This is a genomic window from Nonomuraea sp. NPDC005650, from assembly GCF_040605375.1.
GTDB lineage: Bacteria > Actinomycetota > Actinomycetes > Streptosporangiales > Streptosporangiaceae > Nonomuraea.
In genome coordinates this window covers 116,636-136,507 of record NZ_JBEXCR010000021.1, presented here as the reverse complement: position 1 = coordinate 136,507, position 19,872 = coordinate 116,636, and the positions used below count along the sequence as shown (strand labels likewise).

Genomic DNA, 19,872 nt, shown 5'->3' with positions numbered 1-19,872 from the left:
CGGTCCGTGACGGTGTGTGATGATCCGCGGCAAAGGGTAGCCCAAGGAATATGCTGCGCATCGGCACATGGAGGTCTGCCGGGTCGCGCGACGTGGTGGTCTGCGGCTGGCGCGACGGCGGTCCCGAGCCCCTCGAAACGGGCATCAAGCTCATCTACGGGGCGGGCGGCCCGATGCCGGACTTTCCCGGGCTGCGCGTGGGCAGCCTCGTGGCGAGGTGCGCGGAGGAGATCGCCGAGGCCCTGTTCCAGGGGGTGGACGTGGTGGCCACCGCGCCGGACTGCTGTCCGGCGGCGCCGGTGGTGGCGGCGGGCAGGTGGCACTACGGCTGGACCGAGGGCGACCTGGGCGCGCTGGCCGGGGCGACCGTGGCGGGCCTGGTCATGGCCGCGCAGCCGGGGCCGTGCGCGGTGGAGATCCGCCGCGACGGCCGCAGCTCGCTCGACGGCGACATGCGCGCGGAGGCCGTACGCGCCTGCCTGGCCGCCCGCTACCGCACCCCGGAGCTCACGATCCCCCTGGAGTCGGTACGCCTCAGCCAGGAGGCCCCCAGCAGGCTCCTCATCACGCCCCGTTAGCCGGTCTGTGATCCTGGAGCCGGCACACCGCGGGATTGCGCGGCGCTGCCCCCGGGAACGGCCGGTCGTGGGGTTCTACTACGTAGTGGAGAGAACGTGAAGATCACTGGAGTTGAGCTGCGGCGGATCGCGATGCCGCTGGTGGCGCCGTTCCGCACGTCGTTCGGCACGGAGACGGCCCGCGACGTCCTGCTGGTCAGGGTGGTGACGCCGGACGCCGAGGGGTGGGGCGAGTGCGTGGCCATGGGCGAGCCCCTCTACTCCTCCGAGTACACCGACGGCGCGGCCGAGGTGATCCGCCGCTTCCTGCTGCCCGCGCTGCCGAAGAGCCTGGACGTGCACGACGTCGGCCGCGCGCTGGAGCCGATCAAGGGCCACCGCATGGCGAAGGCGGCTCTGGAGACGGCGGTGCTGGACGCGCAGCTGAGAACGGCGGGCGAGTCGTTCGCCCGCTTCCTCGGCGCCTCCCGTACGCGGGTGCCGTGCGGGGTGTCGGTCGGCATCATGGACTCGATCCCGCAGCTGCTCGACGCCGTCGGGGGCTACCTCGACGAGGGGTACGTCCGCATCAAGCTCAAGATCGAGCCCGGCTGGGACGTCGAGCCGGTCCGGGCGGTGCGCGAGCGGTTCGGCGACGACCTGCTCCTCCAGGTGGACGCGAACGCCGCCTACTCGCTGAGCGACGCCCGTCGTCTGGCCCGGCTCGACGCGTTCGACCTGCTGCTGATCGAGCAGCCGCTGGCCAACGACGACCTCGTGCAGCACGCCCGGCTGGCCAAGCAGCTCACGACACCGATCTGCCTGGACGAGTCGATCGAGTCGGCCGAACACGCGGCCGCCGCCATCGCGCTCGGCTCGTGCTCCATCGTCAACATCAAGCCCGGCCGGATCGGCGGCTACCTGGAGGCCCGGCGCATCCACGACCTGTGCCGGGCGAACGGGATCGCCGTGTGGTGCGGCGGCATGCTGGAGACCGGCCTCGGCCGGGCGGCGAACGTGGCCCTGGCCGCCCTGCCGGGCTTCACCCTGCCCGGCGACACGTCGGGGTCGCGGCGCTACTACTCCACCGACATCACCGAGCCGTTCGAGCTGTCCGACGGCCACCTGGAGGTTCCGGCGGGGCCGGGGCTGGGGGTGAACCCGATCCCGGAGGTGCTCGAGGAGGTGACCACGAGCACGGAGTGGATCACGCTCTGAGCTCGGGCAGGTGGTTCCTCAACCACGGTGAGGATCACACTCTGGTCCCAGGCCAGAGCTCGGGCAGGTGGTTCCGCACGCGGTTCCCCCACATGGGGGAGGCCCGCGGACGCGGTGGCCGCGACGATCGGAAGTCGCCAAGCGAACAACCACCTGTTTGACCGGAGGCCCCCGTATGACCACCCTCGGCGAAGCACCGCAGATCGGACGGCTGCGCGTCATCCTGGCGAAGCTGCACGGGCGGACGGCGGCGGGCGTGCCCCGCTGGGCCGTGTGGGCCGCCTACGCCACCACCCTGATCCCGCTGCCCTCCGGCATCTGGCGGATCGCGGCCCTCATCTTCGGCGCGCCGCTGCTGGAGTTCGGTTCGGCGCCCCCGCCCGGCCACGGGCCGATGCTGATCGACGGCCGGTGGTGGTACATCGTCGCGCTCAGCGTGGTCAGCGAGGCGGCGGCGCTCCTCACCGTCGGGCTGGTCGCCCAGTGGGGTGAGGTGTGGCCGCGCCGGATCCCCGGTCTGGGCGGCCGCCGGGTGCCGATCCTGGCGGCCGTCGTACCCGCCGGCCTGGGGGCGGCGGTGCTGCTGGTCTTCCCGTTCGCGTTGGTCATGCTCGCCTCCGGCCGGATGATCAACGGGAACCCCTCCGGTCTGATCGTGCACGGCTGGCAGGCGGTCGTCTTCTGGGTGACGTACGCGCCGCTGGCCGCGTGGGGGCCGCTGCTCGGCCTCTTGACCGTGCACTACTTCAACCGGCGCCGTACCACCCGGTCCGGCGGCGGCGACTCCGGCGAGACCGAGGCCGCCCGGTCCGACACCTCCGACTCCCGCGAGACCCGGGCCACCCGGGCGGGATGACAGGGTGAGGGGCGAGCGGCGCCCTGTCGTAGGGCCGCCAGAAGCATGGTGCGGTCTGAAACCTGCCGGTATCCACCCCTCCGTCGTTGCTTGGCTGGTGCCCTGCCCAAGGTCCCCAACCAACCGAACGGAACCATGTCCACGCTCACCCAAGCCCGGCCGCGCTCACCGCTCGTCAGCCGGCTGGCGGTCGCCTCGCTCACGCTGGGCATCTTCGCCATCGTCACCAGCGAGATCCTGCCCATCGGCCTGCTGCCCGACATCGGCGCCGATTTCGGCATCTCCGACGGCACCACCGGGCTGACCATGACCCTGCCCGGCATCGTCGCCGCCGTCGCCGCGCCCGCCGTCACGCTGGCCACCGCCCGCCTGGACCGCCGGGTGATGCTGTGCGTGCTCATGGCGGTGCTCGCGGTCGCCGACGTGCTGGCGGCGGTGGCGACCTCGTACTGGATCATGCTGCTCTCCAGGGTGCTGGTCGGCCTCACGATCGGCGGATTCTGGTCGATCGGCGCCGGGCTGGCCGCCCGCCTCGTGCCGCCCCGCTCGGTCGGCGCCGCCACAGCGCTGATCTTCTCCGCCGTCCCCCTGGGCTCCGTGCTCGGCGTGCCGGCCGGCACCTTCATCGGTCACCTCGCCGGCTGGCGAACCGCCTTCCTCGCCCTGGCCGCGCTGTCGCTCCTCGTGCTGGTCGCCCTGCTGATGCTGCTGCCGCCGCTGCCCGCCCAGCAGGTCACCAGCGGCCGCGTCCTGCTCGGCCTCCTGCGCGAACGCGGCACCAGGATCGCCCTGCTGGCCACGTTCCTCGTCGTCCTGGCGCACTTCGGCACCTACACCTACGTCACCCCCTTCCTCCAGCACGTCACCCACCTGGACCCCGCCGCCGTCAGCGCCACGCTCCTGGCGTACGGCATCGCGGGGACGGCAGGGAACTTCCTCGCGAGCAAGGCGGTCGCGACCGCCCCGCGAGCGGCCTTCATGGCCTGCGGCGGCCTGATCGCCCTCACCACGCTGGCACTGCCCGCAGCCGGCACCACCACCGCCGGCGCCGTCGCGCTGGTGGTCCTGTGGGGCCTGGCGTACGGGGGCGTGCCGGTCTGCTCCCAAGCCTGGTTCATGAACGCCGCCCCCCGAACGCCGGAGGCCGCCACGGTCGTCTTCACCTCCTCCTTCCAGGCGACGTTCGCCCTCGGCGCGCTCGTCGGCGGCCGGGTCGTCGACGCCTTCTCGGTCTCCACGGCGATGATCTGCGGCGGGCTGACCGCCCTCCTCATGGTGGCCTCCCTGTGGTCGCTCACCAGACCCCGCTGACCCTGCTCGGCTCTTTCCTCCCCAGGGCTCAGCAGACGGGGACGGCCTCGTGCACGGTGCCACCACCGGCCGAGGCCGCCACAGCGCGCCGCTATGCGCTGATCCGCCCGAGGAGATGCCGGCTGAAGAAGCGCTCCGAACTCTCCAGCTCGAACGCGGGAACGTCCACGTGCGGGCCGGGGTTGGCGTGCAGCGTCTTCTCCTTGGAGGCGAAGGCGTCGAACAGCGCCAGCCCCGAGTCACGCGGCACCAGCTCGTCGTCCCACTGCAGGAGGAACTCGACCGGGACGGTGATCCGAGCCGCCGCCTCGCCCAGCGTCTCGTGCCCGGCGAGGCCGAAGACGGCGGCGTTGATCCTCGGCTCGGCCGCGACGAACGGCACGCCGACCGCGCTGCCCAGCGAAACCCCCCAGAATCCCACGGGCCCGCCCGCGCCGACGCCGTCGAGTTCCTGGAGGGCGTCGAGGGTGGCCCGCCACTCGGGAACCGCCTGCGCGCCGCGTTCGGCATTGAAGCGGACGATCAGCGGACCGATCTCTTCGCCCGCCGCCCTCCGTTCCCTGAGGTCGGCCGCGAACCGCTCGTCACGTTCGGTCCTGGGCCGGTCGCCGTGCCCGGGCGCGTCGATGGCCGCCACCGCGAAACCGCACTCCGTCACATAGCGGTGGGCACGGGCCACCAGGCCCGGCGCCGTCTTGTGCTGGCCACCGCCATGGCCCAGCAGTACGAGAGGACGGCCCCCGTCGGCGTCGGCGGGCGACCAGAGGACGCCGGGGAGGTCCGGGAGCATGAAGAGACGTTCGGAGACACCGTTCGAGGTCGTCTCTGAAATGAAACGCATAGGTTCGTTGCCTTTCGGGATGCCTTACGGGCGCTCCCGCGGCCACCTATGTCAGACGAACCGCACGTTCACGAGGGAGTTGAGCACCCGGCCTGCTACAGCGTTAACGGGTCTCACCTCCTCAAGTCGGTACATGCACGGCGACCCTACCACCGACCAAGCGCGGCCTTGGAGTGTCGTCACCCGAGTGATGATCTGGATGCTGCCGCGAGGTTGATCACTCGCCGTTGGGCAGCGCCGAGGGGTGGCGGGAGCTGATGGGGCCACTGGCGATCGTCGTCAGGGTGAACAAGCTTCCCAGAGGCGAATACGGCATACTCCGGCCTCCACCCGTAACAGTAGTCCGGGTCATCGGCGAACGGCAGCGCCAAGGACCGGACACACAGGCACGGCCACTCTTCGACGTTCATGCCGAGGTAGGTGCCCCATGTCTCAAGCTCATGTGTACGGCCGTCCCGCTGCTCATGCGGCACGGCGCCCTCCCTGTATGCCTTCCAGTCGATCGCCCGCCACCGCACGCATTCGGCGCCGGTCACCGGGTCGATCATGACGCGAGAGGGAATCGGCGAGCAGGTTGCGCAACCGGTGAACCAGGTGGTCTGGGGCCCCCAACGGTTGCCGGCCACGTAGTGACTGCCGTTCGAGTACCCGGCGATCATGCGCCTCGGTTCATGGGCGACGAGCTGCGCGAAGCCTGTCTCATCAAGCCGCATCAGCAGGAAATCAAGCAACTCCTCCACGAAACGGTCATAGCGGCCCACTCTCCGATCGTCCCATGAAGCGCATCGCCGCTGGGATGATCCTGTGGTTAGCCGGGTGCTCCGACTGCCCCGCAGCGGCGCGCCAGGGCAGTGGCCGAAGATCTGGTTCAACCGAACCGATCACGGCTGCGATACGTCCAGATGGACATGACGATGCGTATGCTCGCGGTGCTCTCCCTGGTGGCCGCTCTGCTGATGGTTTCCGCGGGTACGGTGGACGCCCGCTCGGGCTGCTCATGTGCGATGCGTACACCACAGCAGCACGTCAACGACGCGACGGCCGCGTTCTCCGCTACCGTCACGAACGTCCAGGTGAACGAACCGATGCTCAACGGCGGCAGCGTCACCGCCACGCTCCGCACCGACCACGTCTACAAGGGCGAACTCGGCGCCGAGGTCGAGGTGTTCACCAAGGCGCAGGGGCCGGCCTGCGGATACGAGTTCGTGAAGGGCGCCCGCCACCTGGTGTTCGCCAAGGCCCGCGGCTCGGGACTGGCCACGACGTCGTGCTCGGGCAACAGGCTCCTGCCTCCCGGCGACCAGCCGTTGCGGCCCTCCGACCAGACCCAGGGCATGGAGCCGCTCACTCCCGAGCTGATCAAGGCGCTGGGAACGCCTACCCGCGTCAGCTCCGAACACGCACCCGCCTTCGACTGGACCGGCCCAATGGCGATCGCCCTGTTGATCGGGGCGGTCGCGCTGGCGGCGATCGTCTGGACACGACGGAGGGCTCGGTCGCGCTGACCTGCGATCAGCGAGCGTGCGATCTCTTCGGAGGACTTCGGCCTGGCATGCCGCCTTTCATGACCAGTTTCTCGGCGAATTGGCGTGCGGTGGCATGCCCTGCGGTTGCCTTGGTCGCGCAGGGGGCTCGGGTCTTGTGGTTGTCTGAGGAAAATGTTGGGAGGCCCTGTCCATTTGGCGGGAGTCCGTTCGTGGTGAGGGTGTGCGGCGGGCCTGCCGTACTCTGACCTGACCCATGGGGGGAACACCGTGAAGTACATGATGCTGATCAACGCCGCCACCGCCGACCAGGGCGACCAGTGCACCGTCGAGGACTGGATGGCCTATGACAAGGCCGTGCGTGAGGCGGGTGTCTGGGTGTCCGGCGAGTCGCTGGCCGATCTGGTGACCGCCACGACCGTGCGCGTCGACCGGGACGGCGTCCGGACCGTGACCGACGGGCCGTACGCCGAGACTCGGGAGGTTCTGGGCGGGTTCTACGTGATCGACGTACCGGACCTCGACGTGGCGCTCGACTGGGCCGCCCGCTGCCCGGGCTCGCGCGGCGGCGGGTCGGTGGTCGTACGTCCGATCGCCGACTTCGGCGCCTGAGAAGCTCGACGTGCCTGAGGTGTCTGAGGTGCCTCGTGCTTGAGGTGCCTGAGGTACGTGAGGTGCGTCGTGCCTGAGGTGCCAAAGTTGCCCATGATGTCTGAGGTGTGGCGAAGTGCGTGAGGTCGAGGCGGTCTTCCGGGAGGAGCGCGGCCGGCTGCTGGCCGCGCTCGTGCGCCGGTTCGGCGATCTCGACCTCGCCGAGGAGGTGACCTCGGACGCCATCGAGGCGGCGTTGACGCACTGGCCGGTCGAGGGCGTGCCGCCCAAGCCGGGCGCGTGGCTGATGACGACGGCGCGGCGCAAGGCGGTCGACCGGCTCAGGCGCGACCAGGCGTTCGCCGCGCGGCTGGCCATCCTGCAGGTGGAGGCGGAGCGGGCAGCACACGCCCCGCCGGCCGACGCGGACGGCGAGCTGCCGGACGAGCGGCTGCAGCTCTTCTTCACCTGCGCCCACCCCGCGCTGCCCACCGAGGACCGTGGCGCGTTGACATTGCGCTGCCTGGCGGGGCTGACCACGCCGGAGGTGGCGCGGGCCTTCCTGGTGCCGGTGCAGACGATGGCCAAGCGGATCGTCCGGGCGAAGAAGAAGATCCGCGAGGCCCGCATCCCGTTCCGCGTGCCCGGCGCGGACGAGCTGCCCGAGCGCCTGCCCGGTGTGCTCCAGGTGATCTACTCGATCTTCACCGAGGGGTACGCGGCCAGCTCCGGGCCCGACCTGCAGCGCCTGGACCTGGCCGAGGAGGCGATCCGGCTGGCGCGGATCCTGCGCCGGCTGCTGCCCTCCGAGCGGGAGGTCGCCGGGCTGCTGGCGTTGATGCTGCTGGTCCACGCGCGCCGCGACGCCCGTACCGGTCCCGGCGGCGAGCCGGTGCTGCTGGACGAGCAGGACCGCGCCCGCTGGGACCGGGACCTGATCGAGGAGGGCTCGGCCCTGGTGGTGACCGCGCTGAGCGGCGGCCCGCCCGGCGTGTACGGCGTGCAGGCCGCCATCGCCGCCCTCCACGACGAGGCGGCGGACCTGGCCACGACCGACTGGCCGCAGGTCGTGGCCCTGTACGACGTGCTGCTCGCGCTCGACCCGTCCCCGGTGGTCGCGCTGAACCGGGCGGCGGCCGTGGCCATGCGCGACGGACCCGAGGCGGGCCTGGCGCTGCTGGACGAGTTGTCCGGCGAGCCGCGGCTGCGCGACTACCACCCCTACCTGGTGGCGCGCGCCGACCTGCTGCACCGCCTCGGCCGCCTCCCCGAGGCCGCCGCGGCCTATCGCGCGGCTCTCGACACGGCCGGGAGCGAGCCCGAACGCGTCCACCTCCGACGCCGCCTGGCCACCGTCGAGGGGTCCTGAGGAAATGTCGCGGGCCCGCTGCCCAGACCACGAAACTCCACGGTCACGGACCTGCCCACGTGTGCCTACACCCGCGGCGTGCGTCGGGCCGCCCGTCCCGGCGGGGTGGGAGCAGCCCCGCCGATCACCGGGCCGACCCTGATCGGCGGGTACGGCATGGCATTGATCGGCGGCGGCTGACCCGCTGGATGAGCTGCCGCGAGCTGGGGAAACTCCTGCGCCGCTGTATCCTTCCGCCCTCTCGGCAAGACATCGGCCCGACCACTGTCCTGTCTCCGCATCGGCCTCCGAATGGCCCGAAAGGCGTGCGGGCCCGGGGTGGGCGTCAGATGGCCCACCGCCTCGTCGGTCAACGGGCGGGTACGCGAAGGCGCGGGGGGTGCGCCGTCAGGCGCCTTGATAAGGGCGCCTGAGCCTCTTGGCGCGAAGCGCCGCCATGGCGAAGACCTTTGGCTCGGGGTGGGCTCCAACGGCCGACCACCCAGATGGGCAACGGGAGGGTGGCGTCGGCCCCCCGGGAATATTCGGTTGCGGTTGTGTGCTGACGATCGCACTATGGTTCGCATGTTCCTGCACGCTCTCCTTGTGACGCCCGCGGTGCCGGGCGTGCTTGAGCGTGCCTGCGACGGCCTGGAGCGTTGACCTCTTCCCGTGAGTCCTGAGGTGACCCGGCGGGGGGAGGTTGTCGGCCCCGAGCACGGGTCACACGGAAACCAGGTCTCAAGGAAGGAACCATGGCCAAGCAGGCCTACGTACGGAACAAGCCGCATCTCAACATCGGCACGATGGGGCACGTCGACCACGGCAAGACCACGCTGACCGCCGCCATCACGAAGGTGCTGGCGGAGCGCGGGCAGGCCACGTACACGCCGTTCGAGCGGATCGACCGCACGCCCGAGGAGGCGCAGCGGGGCATCACGATCAACATCTCGCACGTCGAGTACGAGACCGACACCCGCCACTACGCGCACGTGGACATGCCCGGGCACGCCGACTACGTGAAGAACATGATCACGGGCGCGGCGCAGCTCGACGGCGCGATCCTGGTCGTGTCCGCGCACGACGGGATCATGCCGCAGACCAGGGAGCACGTGCTGCTCGCCAAGCGGGTAGGCGTCGAGCACCTGGTCGTGGCCGTCAACAAGGCCGACGGCGCGGACCCGGAGCTGACCGACCTGGTCGAGCTGGAGCTGCAGGAGCTGCTGGCCGAGCACGGCTACGACGGCGTCCCGATGGTGCGGGTGTCCGGGCTGCGGGCGCTGGAGGGCGACCCGGTCTGGACCGCGTCGATCGAGGCGCTGCTGCGGGCGGTGGACGAGCACATCCCCGTGCCGGTGCGGTACGTGGACGCGCCGTTCCTCATGCCGGTCGAGAACGTGCTCACGGTCACCGGCCGGGGCACGGTCGTCACCGGGGCCATCGAGCGCGGCACCGTCCGGGTCGGTGACACGGTGGAGGCGGTCGGGTTCGGTGACGGGTTCGGCGCCGTCGTCACGGGCGTGGAGACGTTCGGCAAGACGATGGAGCGGGGCGAGGCCGGCGACAACGCGGCCGTGCTGCTGCGCGGGGTCCGCCGCGAGCAGGTACGGCGCGGCATGGTGCTGGCGGCGCCCGGCAGCCAGCGGGCCCACCGGTCCTTCACCGCCCGCGTGTACCTCCTGACCGCGGAGGAGGGCGGGCGGCGCAGGCCGATCGCGTCCGGCTACCGGCCGCAGTTCTACCTGCGGACGACGGACGTGCCCGGGGAGATGACGCTGCTGTCGTCCCCCACCGCCCAGCCCGGCACCGACGACGCTCAGTCCGGCGCCGCCCTCACCGCTCGGCCGGGTGACACGGTGGACGTGTCGGTCGAGCTGGGTAAGGCGGTCGCGCTGGAGCCCGGGCTCGGCTTCGCCATCCGCGAGGGCGGGCTGACGGTCGGCGCGGGCACGATCCTCACCGTGCCCGACGCCTGACCCAGGCGCCCGACGCCTGACCCGCGCGCCCCGACGGCTGACCGGGCGCGCTCAGCACGCCCGGTCCCGGCCGATCAAGGCCCGGGTCCCGGGCTGGGGCTCGGGCCAGGTCGATCAGGGCCCCGGTCCCAGGCCCGGGCTCGGGCCGGGTCGGTCAGGGGCGGATGCCCGTTGCGAAGCGCACCGTGCGGGGAAGGACGAAGCGGTCCTGGGGTAGCGACGCCTCCAGGGCCGCCCGGGCTTCCCCGCGCAGGTGCTCCGGGATCGCCTCCAGCGGGGCCCGGCGGGCGGCCGACCAGAGCCAGTCCCACACCTGCCCCGCCTCGACGGTCACCTCGAACACCACGTCCTCGTACCGGACCCCGCCCAGCCCGCCCGCCACGAACAGCCCGGTCAGCTCCTCGGCCGTGCCCAGCGTGTGGCTGAACGGGGCGCCGCCCGCCCCCGAGGTGTACGGCTCCAATGCCCGCCCCACCAGGCCGAGCAGCTCGACCTCGACCGGGCTCGACCGGACCAGCAGGCTGGCCGCCAGCCGGCCGCCGGGCCGCAGCAGCCCGGTCATGGAGCGGACGGCGGCCAGCGGGTCGGGCAGGAAGTACAGCATCATCCCGGCCAGCACGACGTCGAACCGCTCGCCGGGCAGCAGCTCCGCGGCCCGTTCGGCGTCGCCCAGCAGGACGGTCGCGTGGCCCAGGCCGTGCCGGTCGATCTCGGCCGTGGCGGCGGCGACCATGCCGGGCGCGAGGTCCAGCCCGACCACCCGCCCCGTGGGGCCGACGGCCTGCGCCGCGGGCACGAGCGAGGCGCCCGTCCCGCAGCCGGCGTCCAGGACGCGGTCGCCCGGCCCCGGCCCGGCCTGCCGTACGAGCTCGGCGGCCACGGGCGCGAAGAACGGCACCCCCACCTGCTCGTAGGTGCCGGAAGCGCGGTCGAACACACCGGCCAGGTATTCCTTGGCATCCATCACAGTCCTCCCGTTGAGCGTCAGTGAAACGTCAGCACGAAGGGCGCGCGGCCCCGCCGGGGGGCCGCGCATGATCAGATCCGTCGGTCAGCTGGGTTCGAAGCGGAGCCGGAACGTCGTCCGCCCGGCCCTGAGGTCGTACGCGGGCAGCGCGCCGGGCCCGCAGGTCGCGGTGCCGATGCCCTGCTGGGCCAGGTCGAGGCCGACGTGCACGCGCCCGCCCGGCACCAGGTCCGGCCGGTGCCGCGCCCGGTCCAGGTCGAAGGCGCTCCACGGCCGCGCGGTCAGCCCGAACACCGGGAACCCGCGCACCCTGAAGGCGCCGAGGTCGGCCCAGCGCACGTCCGCCCGGTGGCCGTTCTCCTGCGGGAACACGTACGGCGTCTGGAACTCCGCCAGGCTCGCCCGCCAGCGGCCGACCCTGGCGGACATCCCCGTGTCCGGGTACGCCTCGCCCGGCCCCCGGCCGAACCAGATGACGTGTTCGACCGCGCCGGCGGGCAGCGTCATGTCCAGCCCGAGGCGCGGGATGGGGTCGGCCCAGTCGCCCTCCGGCTCGACGTCCACCCGCAGCTCCAGGCCGCCGTCCGACGCCGTCCAGGTGTAGGTGGCGCGCAGGCCGAGGTCGGTCGCGGCCGGCGCGACCCGGGTGCGCACGGTCAGCCCGTCGCCGGTCTCGACCGCGTCCACGCGGTGGGTCAGGCGGTGCAGGCCGAGCCCGCGCCACTTGCCGGCCAGGCCGCCGTAGGTGTCGTTGTCGGTCGGCGCCCGCCACAGGCCGAGCCGCGGCCCCTCCACCTCCACGCCGAACAACCTGATCAGGCGTCCGGTCTCCAGGTCGAAGGCCGAGTCGCCCACGGTGATCTCGCCGCCGTCGCGGACCAGCCCGGCGGTCCACGTCGCGGGCGCGCCCTCGACGGCCTCGCCGACGAGCGGCGACAGGAGCGCCTGGCCCCAGGCGACCTCGTGGCCCGCCTCGGCCCACGGCTGGTCGGCCGCCAGCACCGCGCGTACGGTGAGCCACACCTCTCCGGCGCCCGAGCCGGCGGGCAGCTTGACCTCGCCGCCCTCGGCGGGCACGGTCAGCCGGTGCTCGGCGACCGTCTCCCCGTCCGCCTCCACCGTGGCCAGGAACTCCAGGTGGGACAGGTCCGCGAAGCCGTAGCCGTTGACGACGCGCACCACGCCGTCCCCGAACTCGAACCGCACCGGCTCGAACACCTTCTTCAGGTCGATCAGCCCGGGCGACGGCGTGCGGTCGGGGAACACGAGGCCGTCGATGACGAAGTTCGAGTCGTGCACGGGCTCGCCGTAGTCGCCCCCGTACGCGTACTCGTACTCGGGATGCGCCAGCCCGTGGTCGATCCACTCCCAGATGAACCCGCCGGCCAGCCGCGGATACTTCTCGAACAGCTCCTGGTACTCGGCCAGCCCGCCGGGCCCGTTGCCCATGGCGTGGGCGTACTCGCACTGCATGAACGGCATGCCCCGCCGCCGCGCGTCCAGCTCGGGGTCGTCCAGCGGCGTCTCCTCGCGCCGGCCGATGAGCTCGACCTCGGCGTGCGAGGCGTACATGCGGGAGTAGACGTCCGTGTGCGCGCACGACCAGTCGCCCTCGTAGTGGATCGGCCGGGACGGGTCGCGCTCGCGGGTCCAGTCGGACATGACGGCCAGGTTCCGGCCGACGCCCGCCTCGTTGCCGAGCGACCACATGATGACGCTGGGGTGGTTCTTGTCGCGTTCGACCATGCGGCGCATGCGGTCGAGCAGCGCGTCGGCGTAGCGGGGGTCGTCGGTGGGGTTGGCGCGCCAGCCGACCTGGCCGAAGCCGTGGGTCTCGAGGTCGCACTCGTCGATGACCCACAGGCCCAGCTCGTCGCACAGGTCGAGGAAGCCGGGGTGGGGCGGGTAGTGGCTGGTCCTGACGGCGTTGACGTTGTGCCGCTTCATCAGCAGCACGTCCTCGCGCATCGTCTCGTACGTCAGGGTCCGGCCGCTCTCCGGGTGGAACTCGTGCCGGTTCACGCCCTTGAACAGCAGCGGGCGGCCGTTGGCCAGGAGCACGCCGTCGACGATGGAGATCGTGCGGAAGCCGACGCGCAGCCGTACCGTCTCGTCGGGGAGGGTCAGGACGGCGTCGTACAGGCGGGGCGTCTCGGCCGTCCACGGCTCCGCCTCCAGCGTCACCTCCGCCCCGGGCGCGAGGTCGGCGACGCCCAGTTCGGGGACGCTCAGCGTGCCCGAGCCCTCGAAGCTCAGCGTGCCGCGCCCGTCCGCGTACGAGGTGCGCACGAAGACGTCGGCGGCGGAGCGGGTGAGGGTGACGTCGCGGAAGATGCCCGGCAGCCACCACATGTCCTGGTCTTCGAGGTACGTGGCGGCCGACCACTGGTGCACGCGCACGGCCAGCACGTTGCGCCCCGGCCGCAGGTACGGCCCCGCGTCGAACTCGGCGGGCAGCCTGCTGCCGGTCCAGAAGCCCAGCTCGTGGCCGTTGAGCCAGACCCTGGCGAAGGAGTCGGCGCCCTCGAACCGCAGCCGGCCGCCCGTCCAGCCCTCCGGCAGGTCGAACACGCGGCGGTAGTCACCCGTCGGGTTCTCGTCGGGGACCCGGGGCGGGTCGACGGGGATCGGGAAGACGACGTTCGTGTACGCGGGCGCACCGTGCCCGTGCAGGTTCCAGTGGGACGGGACCGGGAGCTCGTCCCAGTCCGCGTCGTCGAAGGCGGGCTGGGCGAAGTCGTCGGGGACGTTCGCGGTGGGTGAGAGGCGGAAGCGCCACGTGCCGTTGAGGTCAACGGCGGGCGCGTCAGAGCGGAGTGCCGCCCGGGGTTCGAGCAGCCCCGAACCGGGGGAGAAAGTTTCGAGATCCATCGCGGTCGAGCCTAGAGGTTAGAGATGGTTTCGTCATCGATGAGTTTTCTGTCCACACATGGGCGGAACATCATTCGCCCTCACCCTCCGAGGTCATAGACGCGGCGCGCGTTCTCCGCACCCACCATCCAGGCCACCCGCATCGCCTGCTCCACCGACCACTCCCCCTCCGCCACGAACCCGCCGAGCACCCGCGCCATCGCCCGCCGCCACAGCAGCGCCCCGAGATAGTGCAGCTCGGCGGGGCCGAAGCCGTCGGAGGAGAAGAGCAGCTTCGCGAACGGCGCCACCTCCAGGCTCTCGGCCACCAGCGCCACGCTCCGCGCGCCGGTGTAGCTCACGCCCAGCCCCACGTCGAAGAACACGTTCGGGTACGCGTGCGCCAGCAGCCCCGCCTGCCGCTGGTAGGGGTAGCAGTGCAGCAACAGCAGCGGCACCCCGGTCGGCTCGGCCAGCTCGATGAACCCGCGCAGCAGCAGCGGGTCCGACCGGCGCAGGTCCACGTCCGGGTCCCCGTACCCGATGTGGAACTGCAGCGGCAGCCCCCGCTCCAGCCCCGTCCAGATGAGGTGACGCAGCAGCACGGGATCGGCCAGCCGCCCGCCCCCGGCGGCCAGCCAGCGCCCGGCGGCCTCCGTGACCTCCTCGCGCGCGGGCGGCGCCGGGTCGAAGTCGAGCCCGTACCGGTAGGCGACGATGCTCTTGAGCCCGCGAGCCGTACGCGTGCGCTCCCACAGCGCCTCGGCGAACCGGTCGGCGAACGCGCCCGCCCCGCACCCGCCGGCGGCCACCTGCTCGGCCACCGCCTCCAGCCGCACCACCTCGTCGGCCGGCACGCCCGTGACCTCCGCCATGCCGGAGGGCCCGAGCAGCTCCTCGCCCCGGTAGCCGGTCTCGACCAGGAAGTGCCCGATGCCGCTCGCGCCCAGCAGCAGCCGGTTGGTCTCGTCGACGCCGAGCCGGGCGCGCCTGGCCAGGTATTCCTCCGGCGTGCAGTGCGGATCGAGCCCGAGCACCGGCGCGCAGTGACCCAGGATGGCGTAGCCGACCTGCGAGTCGAACGGCGTCATCCACGACGGCACCGGCCGGTCGGACTCGGTGATCAGCTCCTCGAACGCCCGGCGCGACAGGTCGTGGGACGTGACGCCGTGCACGTGGTGGTCGACCAGCCTCATCTCGTCGATGGCCCGCACGAAGCCCGCGGGCATGAGGTCGAGCTCACTGGACATCGGTGGTGTCTCCCCAGGTCTCCCTGCCCGGTCAAGATAGGGAGCTACCCGCGCCGGGAGGGGTTCACGCGCCGCGGTGAAAAGTTGTGGCCATGGGTGACAAGACAGACGAAAACTGTTTTAATCCCGCCTAGGTCCCAGAATGACCGTTTTCCTCTAGCGGGAAAGGCGGGTCCGTGCGAGCACCAGGTGGCGAAGTAGTCATCACCGGCGGTCTCGGTTTCATCGGCTCACATCTGGTGGACGCCTACCTCGCGGCGGGCCACCGCGTACGGATCATCGACTCGAACGCCGGGGCGGTCGTGGACGGCGAGGACTACGACGCCGACCCCCGCTGCACGGTCATCCGGCAGCGCGTGGAGGACCATCTGGCCTCCGGCGGCGACTTCGCGGGCGTGGACCGCGTCATCCACGCGGCCTCCTACGTGGGCCCGGCCAGCATCCTGGCGCGGTCGGGGCGGCTCGGGCACGACATCATCGGCAGCACCGCGCCGGTCATCGAGGCGTGCGCGAGCGCCGGGGTGCCGCTGTGCATGTTCAGCTCGGCCGAGGTGTACGGGCGCAGCGGCGTGCTCGACGAGAAGGACGACATCGTCGTGCCGACCCAGTACAACACGCGCATCGAGTACGCCGTCGCCAAGACGCTGGCCGAGGCCATGGTCTGCAACAGCCGCCGGCACGGGCTGCGCGGCATCGTCATCCGGCCCTTCAACGTGGCGGGCGCGCGGCAGTCGCGGGCGGGCGGGTTCGTGATGCCCACGTTCGTGCAGCAGGCCCTCGCCGGGCGGCCGATCACGGTGTTCGCGGGCGGGGAGCAGGTCAGGGCGTTCGTGGCGGCCGGCGACCTGACGGCCTTCCTCATCGGCTACATGGACGCGGCGCTCGACGGCGACGACGTCATCATCAACGTCGGCAACCCGGCCAACGCCGTCACCGTCATGGAGCTCGCCGAACGCGTCAAGGCCCTGCTCGGCAGCCCCTCCCCCATCGTCTGCGTGGACGGCAGGACCGTGCACGGGCCGCACTACGCCGAGGCGGAGTCGTTCCACAAGATCCCGGCGCTCAGGACGGCCACCGACCTGGGCTGGCGGCCCCGCGTCACCCTCGACGAGCTGATCATGAACACCGCCGACTACTACCGCGCCCGCGAGGACCGAAGGGCAGTGAATGCGCCGCTTTGACCGCGTCCTGGTGATCTCCCCCCACGCCGACGACGAGGTCCTGGGCTGTGCCGGTCTGATGGCCGCGCAGGCCGTGCTCGGTGCCCAAGTACACGTCCTGTATCTCGCGGTGGACGGCATGCGCCACTACGGGCTGGCCGGTGCCACGACCTACCAGCAGCGGCTGGACGAGATCGAGGCCGTGCGCGGCCTGCTCGGCTTCACCTGCGAGATCGCGTACGGGGATCGCGGGCTGACCGAGCGGCTCGACACGCTGCCGCGCCGGGAGCTGGTGGACCTGTTCGAGCAGGTCCTGAACGAGCGGCGGCCCGACCTGCTGCTCCTGCCCAGCTTCGCCGACTACGACCAGGACCACTGCGCGGTCTTCGACGCCGGGTTCGCCGCCGCCCGGCCGATCGCGCAGCAGTTCGGCAAGTGGCTGGTGCCGAACGTCTTCATGTACGAGATGTCGAAGATCCAATGGGCGTCCGAGCCGATGCCCCGCTCGACGGTGTACTGCGACATATCCGCTTATATGGTCCGAAAGCTGGAGGCGCTGCGGGCGTACGAGAGCCAGCACCGGCCCTCGCCGCACATCAGGAGCGAGGATTCGGTGACGGCGCTGGCCACGTTACGCGGAGCGGAGATCGGCGTCACTCACGCGGAGGCGTTCGGGGTGCTGAGGGAGGTCCTGTGAAGACGTTCGCGTTCGCCACCGGGATGGAGTTCGCCGCGCCGGCGGTGGACGTGCTGGTGGCGCAGGGCACCCCGCCGTCGCTGCTGATCGGCTACCCGCCGAAGCTGCAGCACCGCTCCGGGTTCGCGCCGCTGCGGGAGGCGTCCGACAAGCACGGCATCCCGCTGCTGGAGACGGCCGACATCAACGACGGGCAGGCATACGAGCTGGTCAAGGACATGGACCTGTTCGTGATCGCGGGATGGTCGCAGCTGGTGCGCGAGCCGCTGCTGTCTGCCTGCCCCCTGGGGTCGATCGGGCTGCATCCCACGCGGCTGCCCCATGGCCGGGGCCGGGCCGCGCTGCCGTGGACGATCATCAAGCGGCTGGAGACGAGCGCGGTCAGCCTGTTCTTCCTGGACGAGGGGGCCGACACCGGGGACCTGATCGCGCAGCGGGAGTTCACGATCAGCCGGCGCGACGACGTCGGGGCCGTCTATCGCAAGGTCACCGAGATCAACGTGGACCTGCTGGCGACGTACATCCCGCTGCTGCTGGAGGGACGCGTGGTGGCGCGCGCGCAGGGGCCCGGCGGGTCGTGGTGGGAGAAGCGGCGGCCCGAGGACGGGGTCATCGACTGGTCCCTGCCCGCCTCCGACCTCTACGACTGGGTGCGGGCGCTGGCCCCGCCCTATCCGGGGGCGTTCACGTCCGTCTCCGGGCGGCGGCTGTACGTCCACAGCGCGGACCTCATCGAGCACGGCGGCGCGGAACCGGCCGGGGCCGTGCTCGCCCCCGTGTGGTCGACCGGGGTCGGCGGGGTGCTGGTGGCCTGCGGGTCGGGGCTGCTGGTCGTACGCGAGGTGCAGTGGGAGGGCGGGGACCGGCGCGACGCCCTGGACCTCGTGGAGTCGGGCGAGCTGACGGTAGGCGCATGCCTGGGGACGTGAGCCCCGGGAGCCGTGGGAACGTGCGGCTGAGCGGGGCCGTGATGGCGCATCCCCGGCGCAGGGAGGCGGCGGCGCGGCTGGCCGGCGGCGTGCTGGACGTCGTCACCGACCCCGATCCGGGCGGACGGCCCTCGGCGTTCCGCACCTCGTTGCTGGCCTGGTCGAGCATCCCTGGCGACTCCACCCACCACTTCCTGCTGCACGACGACATGGTGCTCTCCGGCACGTTCTTCGAACGGGCCGAGCGCGCCGCCCGCGCCATGCCGCACGCCGCGCTCGCCCTGTTCGCGTTCTGGAACTCGCGCAACGGCGCCGCCGCCCGCCAGGGGGCGCTGGCCGGGGCGCGGTGGGTCGCGGGGGCGGGCGAGTACACGCCGGTGGCCGCCCTGCTGCTGCCCAGGGAGGTCGCCGAGGGGTACGTGCGGTGGGCCCCCGGCCGGGGCGACACCTGGCCCGACGACGTGCTCATGGGGCGGTACCTGCGCCAGGCCGGGGTGCCGGTGTTCGTGGCGGTGCCCAGCCTGGCCGAGCACGAGGACCTGGCGAGCCTGGTGGACAACGACTTCCAGGGGGTGCGCCGCGCGCCGTGCTTCTTCACCGACGACCCGCTGGCGGGCCTGGGCGAGGACGCCGTGCTCGCCGATCTGCCGGCGATCCCGTTCTTCAAGCGGGGCGTCGCGCAGTGCGCCGTACGGGTGCCGGGGTCGGGGCGGTGGCGGGACCTGCGCTGCGAGGACTACCTGGCGGGCCTGGGGTTCGACGCCGGCGCGCTGCTCGCGCGGGCGGGCGCGGGCCCGCACGGGGGGTTGTGGCTGACGGCGTTCACGATGGGGGTCGTGCACGGGGGCCGCGAGCTGGGGGACGCGCGGGTCGTGGACGAGGCGCTGGCCACGATGGGGCCGGGCGGGTTGTGCCATGAGCTGCCGGGGCGGGAGCTGGGGCGGCTGTCTGGGGAGTTGCACGAGGTGGCGCGGGCGGGCCTGGAGGCGGGCCTGTACGAGGTGGGGGCGGGCGGGGGCCTGGAGGATCGCCTACCCCGCGCCTCGCCCTCGATTGTGGCCCCGGCGGTGGTTGTGAGCGGTGCCGAGACGTTCGTCCGTGAGCACCTGACGTACGCGCTCGCCGATCGGGGCCTCAGTCTCGCCGCCACGGACTCCGGCGCGCCGGTGGTGCACGTGTGCGCCCTCGGCTGGTCCCCGGACGCCGACCCGGAGGAGGAGCTGCGGCTCGCGCGGGCGGCCTTCGCCGGCGGGCGTGGCGGGGTGCTGCTCAGCTCGGTCCACGTCTACCCGCAGCGGAAGTGGGTGGACGAGGAGACGCCCGTGTCGCCCGCCGCCACGCCGTTGTCCCAGGCCCTGCTGCACGTGGAGGCGGCCGCGCCGGGCGCGGTGGTGCTGCGGCTGGGCGAGCCGTACGGGCCCGGCATGCCGCAGCGGGGGCCGGTCGCGGACCTGGTGCTGCGGTCGTCGCTCAACCGCCCCGCCCCTGTTTCGGGCCGTCCGGTGCAGCTGGTGCACGTACAGGACGTCGCCGGTGCGGTGCTGGCGGCGCTGGAACGGGGGGTCGCGGGCCGCGTCTACAACGTCGCCGGCCAAAGGCGCCTGCGCATGAGCGAGCTGGCCGAGGCGGTGTCCAAGGCGGTGCGGCCGATGGACACCGAGACCTCCGACGAGCCTCCCGGGCCGCTGGTGAACGTCGAGCGGGCGGGGGCCGAGCTGGGGTGGCGGGCGGGTGTGACGCTGGACTACGGGCTGCACACGTTCGCGCAGTGGCTGGCCTACGAGAGCGACCGCCCTTAGCGTTCCCGTCCCGCCGGGCCGGCCTCCCGGCGTGGTCG

At 72.3% G+C, this 19,872-nt stretch carries 17 protein-coding genes; 12 read left to right on the top strand and 5 right to left on the bottom strand.

The window, feature by feature from the left end; all coding sequences use genetic code 11:
* Positions 1 to 50: 50 nt before the first annotated feature.
* The 4 genes from ABZS69_RS33680 to ABZS69_RS33665 all read left to right on the top strand — a co-directional run bounded on the left by ABZS69_RS33680 (position 51) and on the right by ABZS69_RS33665 (position 3,942).
* On the top strand, positions 51 to 578 hold the full coding sequence (locus tag ABZS69_RS33680; protein ID WP_355379391.1) for an acyclic terpene utilization AtuA family protein: 528 nt from the start codon (positions 51 to 53) through the stop codon (positions 576 to 578).
* Between the two features lie 96 nt (positions 579 to 674).
* Complete coding sequence (gene menC, locus ABZS69_RS33675; protein ID WP_355379390.1) at positions 675 to 1,775, top strand: o-succinylbenzoate synthase; 1,101 nt, start codon at positions 675 to 677, stop codon at positions 1,773 to 1,775.
* Positions 1,776 to 1,950: 175 nt separating this feature from the next.
* Entirely contained in the window at positions 1,951 to 2,631 is a 681-nt protein-coding gene (locus tag ABZS69_RS33670) for a hypothetical protein (RefSeq protein ID WP_355379389.1), read from the top strand.
* Positions 2,632 to 2,766: 135 nt separating this feature from the next.
* Entirely contained in the window at positions 2,767 to 3,942 is a 1,176-nt protein-coding gene (locus tag ABZS69_RS33665; protein WP_355379388.1) for an MFS transporter, read from the top strand.
* A gap of 91 nt (positions 3,943 to 4,033) precedes the next feature.
* Here ABZS69_RS33665 and ABZS69_RS33660 read toward each other — a convergent pair whose 3' ends face one another.
* Together ABZS69_RS33660 and ABZS69_RS33655 are read right to left on the bottom strand one after the other, a co-directional pair.
* Positions 4,034 to 4,732: an alpha/beta hydrolase gene (locus tag ABZS69_RS33660; RefSeq protein WP_355379387.1), complete on the bottom strand. Its 699-nt coding sequence runs from the start codon at positions 4,730 to 4,732 to the stop codon at positions 4,034 to 4,036.
* Positions 4,733 to 4,962: 230 nt separating this feature from the next.
* Positions 4,963 to 5,544, bottom strand: a complete 582-nt coding sequence (locus ABZS69_RS33655; RefSeq protein ID WP_355379386.1) for a hypothetical protein — start codon at positions 5,542 to 5,544, stop codon at positions 4,963 to 4,965.
* A gap of 153 nt (positions 5,545 to 5,697) precedes the next feature.
* Between ABZS69_RS33655 and ABZS69_RS33650 the strand changes: the two genes are divergently transcribed.
* From ABZS69_RS33650 to tuf, 4 genes are all read left to right on the top strand, one after another.
* Positions 5,698 to 6,288 (top strand): hypothetical protein, encoded by a 591-nt coding sequence (locus ABZS69_RS33650; RefSeq protein ID WP_355379385.1) that lies wholly within the window; start codon positions 5,698 to 5,700, stop codon positions 6,286 to 6,288.
* Positions 6,289 to 6,546: 258 nt separating this feature from the next.
* Positions 6,547 to 6,879, top strand: a complete 333-nt coding sequence (locus ABZS69_RS33645; RefSeq protein WP_355379475.1) for a YciI family protein — start codon at positions 6,547 to 6,549, stop codon at positions 6,877 to 6,879.
* Between the two features lie 115 nt (positions 6,880 to 6,994).
* Positions 6,995 to 8,227, top strand: a complete 1,233-nt coding sequence (locus ABZS69_RS33640; protein WP_355379384.1) for an RNA polymerase sigma factor — start codon at positions 6,995 to 6,997, stop codon at positions 8,225 to 8,227.
* Between the two features lie 734 nt (positions 8,228 to 8,961).
* A complete protein-coding gene (gene tuf / locus ABZS69_RS33635; RefSeq protein ID WP_355379383.1) occupies positions 8,962 to 10,182 on the top strand; it encodes an elongation factor Tu in 1,221 nt (406 codons plus the stop codon).
* Positions 10,183 to 10,336: 154 nt separating this feature from the next.
* On the opposite strand, the gene ABZS69_RS33630 is transcribed toward tuf, so the two are convergent.
* The 3 genes from ABZS69_RS33630 to ABZS69_RS33620 all read right to left on the bottom strand — a co-directional run bounded on the left by ABZS69_RS33630 (position 10,337) and on the right by ABZS69_RS33620 (position 15,249).
* Positions 10,337 to 11,146 (bottom strand): methyltransferase domain-containing protein, encoded by an 810-nt coding sequence (locus ABZS69_RS33630; RefSeq protein WP_355379382.1) that lies wholly within the window; start codon positions 11,144 to 11,146, stop codon positions 10,337 to 10,339.
* Between the two features lie 87 nt (positions 11,147 to 11,233).
* Positions 11,234 to 14,020 (bottom strand): glycoside hydrolase family 2 TIM barrel-domain containing protein, encoded by a 2,787-nt coding sequence (locus ABZS69_RS33625; protein ID WP_355379381.1) that lies wholly within the window; start codon positions 14,018 to 14,020, stop codon positions 11,234 to 11,236.
* An 80-nt stretch (positions 14,021 to 14,100) separates the two neighbouring features.
* Positions 14,101 to 15,249, bottom strand: coding sequence for an amidohydrolase family protein (locus ABZS69_RS33620; RefSeq protein WP_355379380.1), 1,149 nt, complete (start codon positions 15,247 to 15,249; stop codon positions 14,101 to 14,103).
* Positions 15,250 to 15,425: 176 nt separating this feature from the next.
* Here ABZS69_RS33620 and ABZS69_RS33615 point away from each other — a divergent pair, with 176 nt between their 5' ends.
* From ABZS69_RS33615 to ABZS69_RS33600, 4 genes are read left to right on the top strand one after another with little or no spacing between them, the layout of a single operon-like run.
* Positions 15,426 to 16,430 carry an NAD(P)-dependent oxidoreductase gene (locus ABZS69_RS33615; RefSeq protein WP_355379379.1) on the top strand — a complete coding sequence of 335 codons (1,005 nt, stop codon included), beginning with the start codon at positions 15,426 to 15,428 and terminating at the stop codon, positions 16,428 to 16,430.
* A complete protein-coding gene (locus tag ABZS69_RS33610; RefSeq protein WP_355379378.1) occupies positions 16,417 to 17,106 on the top strand; it encodes a PIG-L family deacetylase in 690 nt (229 codons plus the stop codon). Before ABZS69_RS33615 ends, ABZS69_RS33610 begins: the two co-directional genes overlap by 14 nt.
* The gene (locus ABZS69_RS33605; RefSeq protein WP_355379377.1) at positions 17,103 to 18,035 is read left to right on the top strand and encodes a methionyl-tRNA formyltransferase; all 933 of its coding nucleotides are present in this window, start codon (positions 17,103 to 17,105) and stop codon (positions 18,033 to 18,035) included. The genes ABZS69_RS33610 and ABZS69_RS33605 overlap by 4 nt, the downstream gene beginning before the upstream one ends.
* Positions 18,020 to 19,834 (top strand): NAD-dependent epimerase/dehydratase family protein, encoded by a 1,815-nt coding sequence (locus ABZS69_RS33600; RefSeq protein ID WP_355379376.1) that lies wholly within the window; start codon positions 18,020 to 18,022, stop codon positions 19,832 to 19,834. Before ABZS69_RS33605 ends, ABZS69_RS33600 begins: the two co-directional genes overlap by 16 nt.
* The last annotated feature ends 38 nt before the right edge of the window (positions 19,835 to 19,872 follow it).

Bases quoted from the DNA above. Each gene is read 5' to 3' on its own strand.
- ABZS69_RS33625 (WP_355379381.1), bottom strand. From the start codon at position 14,020: ATGGATCTCGAAACTTTCTCCCCCGGTTCGGGGCTGCTCGAACCCCGG.
- ABZS69_RS33645 (WP_355379475.1), top strand. From the start codon at position 6,547: ATGATGCTGATCAACGCCGCCACCGCCGACCAGGGCGACCAGTGCACC.
- ABZS69_RS33660 (WP_355379387.1), bottom strand. From the start codon at position 4,732: ATGCTCCCGGACCTCCCCGGCGTCCTCTGGTCGCCCGCCGACGCCGAC.
- ABZS69_RS33610 (WP_355379378.1), top strand. From the start codon at position 16,417: ATGCGCCGCTTTGACCGCGTCCTGGTGATCTCCCCCCACGCCGACGAC.
- ABZS69_RS33670 (WP_355379389.1), top strand. From the start codon at position 1,951: ATGACCACCCTCGGCGAAGCACCGCAGATCGGACGGCTGCGCGTCATC.
- ABZS69_RS33620 (WP_355379380.1), bottom strand. From the start codon at position 15,249: ATGTCCAGTGAGCTCGACCTCATGCCCGCGGGCTTCGTGCGGGCCATC.
- ABZS69_RS33600 (WP_355379376.1), top strand. From the start codon at position 18,020: ATGCCTGGGGACGTGAGCCCCGGGAGCCGTGGGAACGTGCGGCTGAGC.
- tuf (WP_355379383.1), top strand. From the start codon at position 8,962: ATGGCCAAGCAGGCCTACGTACGGAACAAGCCGCATCTCAACATCGGC.
- ABZS69_RS33650 (WP_355379385.1), top strand. From the start codon at position 5,698: ATGCGTATGCTCGCGGTGCTCTCCCTGGTGGCCGCTCTGCTGATGGTT.
- ABZS69_RS33680 (WP_355379391.1), top strand. From the start codon at position 51: ATGCTGCGCATCGGCACATGGAGGTCTGCCGGGTCGCGCGACGTGGTG.
- ABZS69_RS33665 (WP_355379388.1), top strand. From the start codon at position 2,767: ATGTCCACGCTCACCCAAGCCCGGCCGCGCTCACCGCTCGTCAGCCGG.
- ABZS69_RS33630 (WP_355379382.1), bottom strand. From the start codon at position 11,146: ATGGATGCCAAGGAATACCTGGCCGGTGTGTTCGACCGCGCTTCCGGC.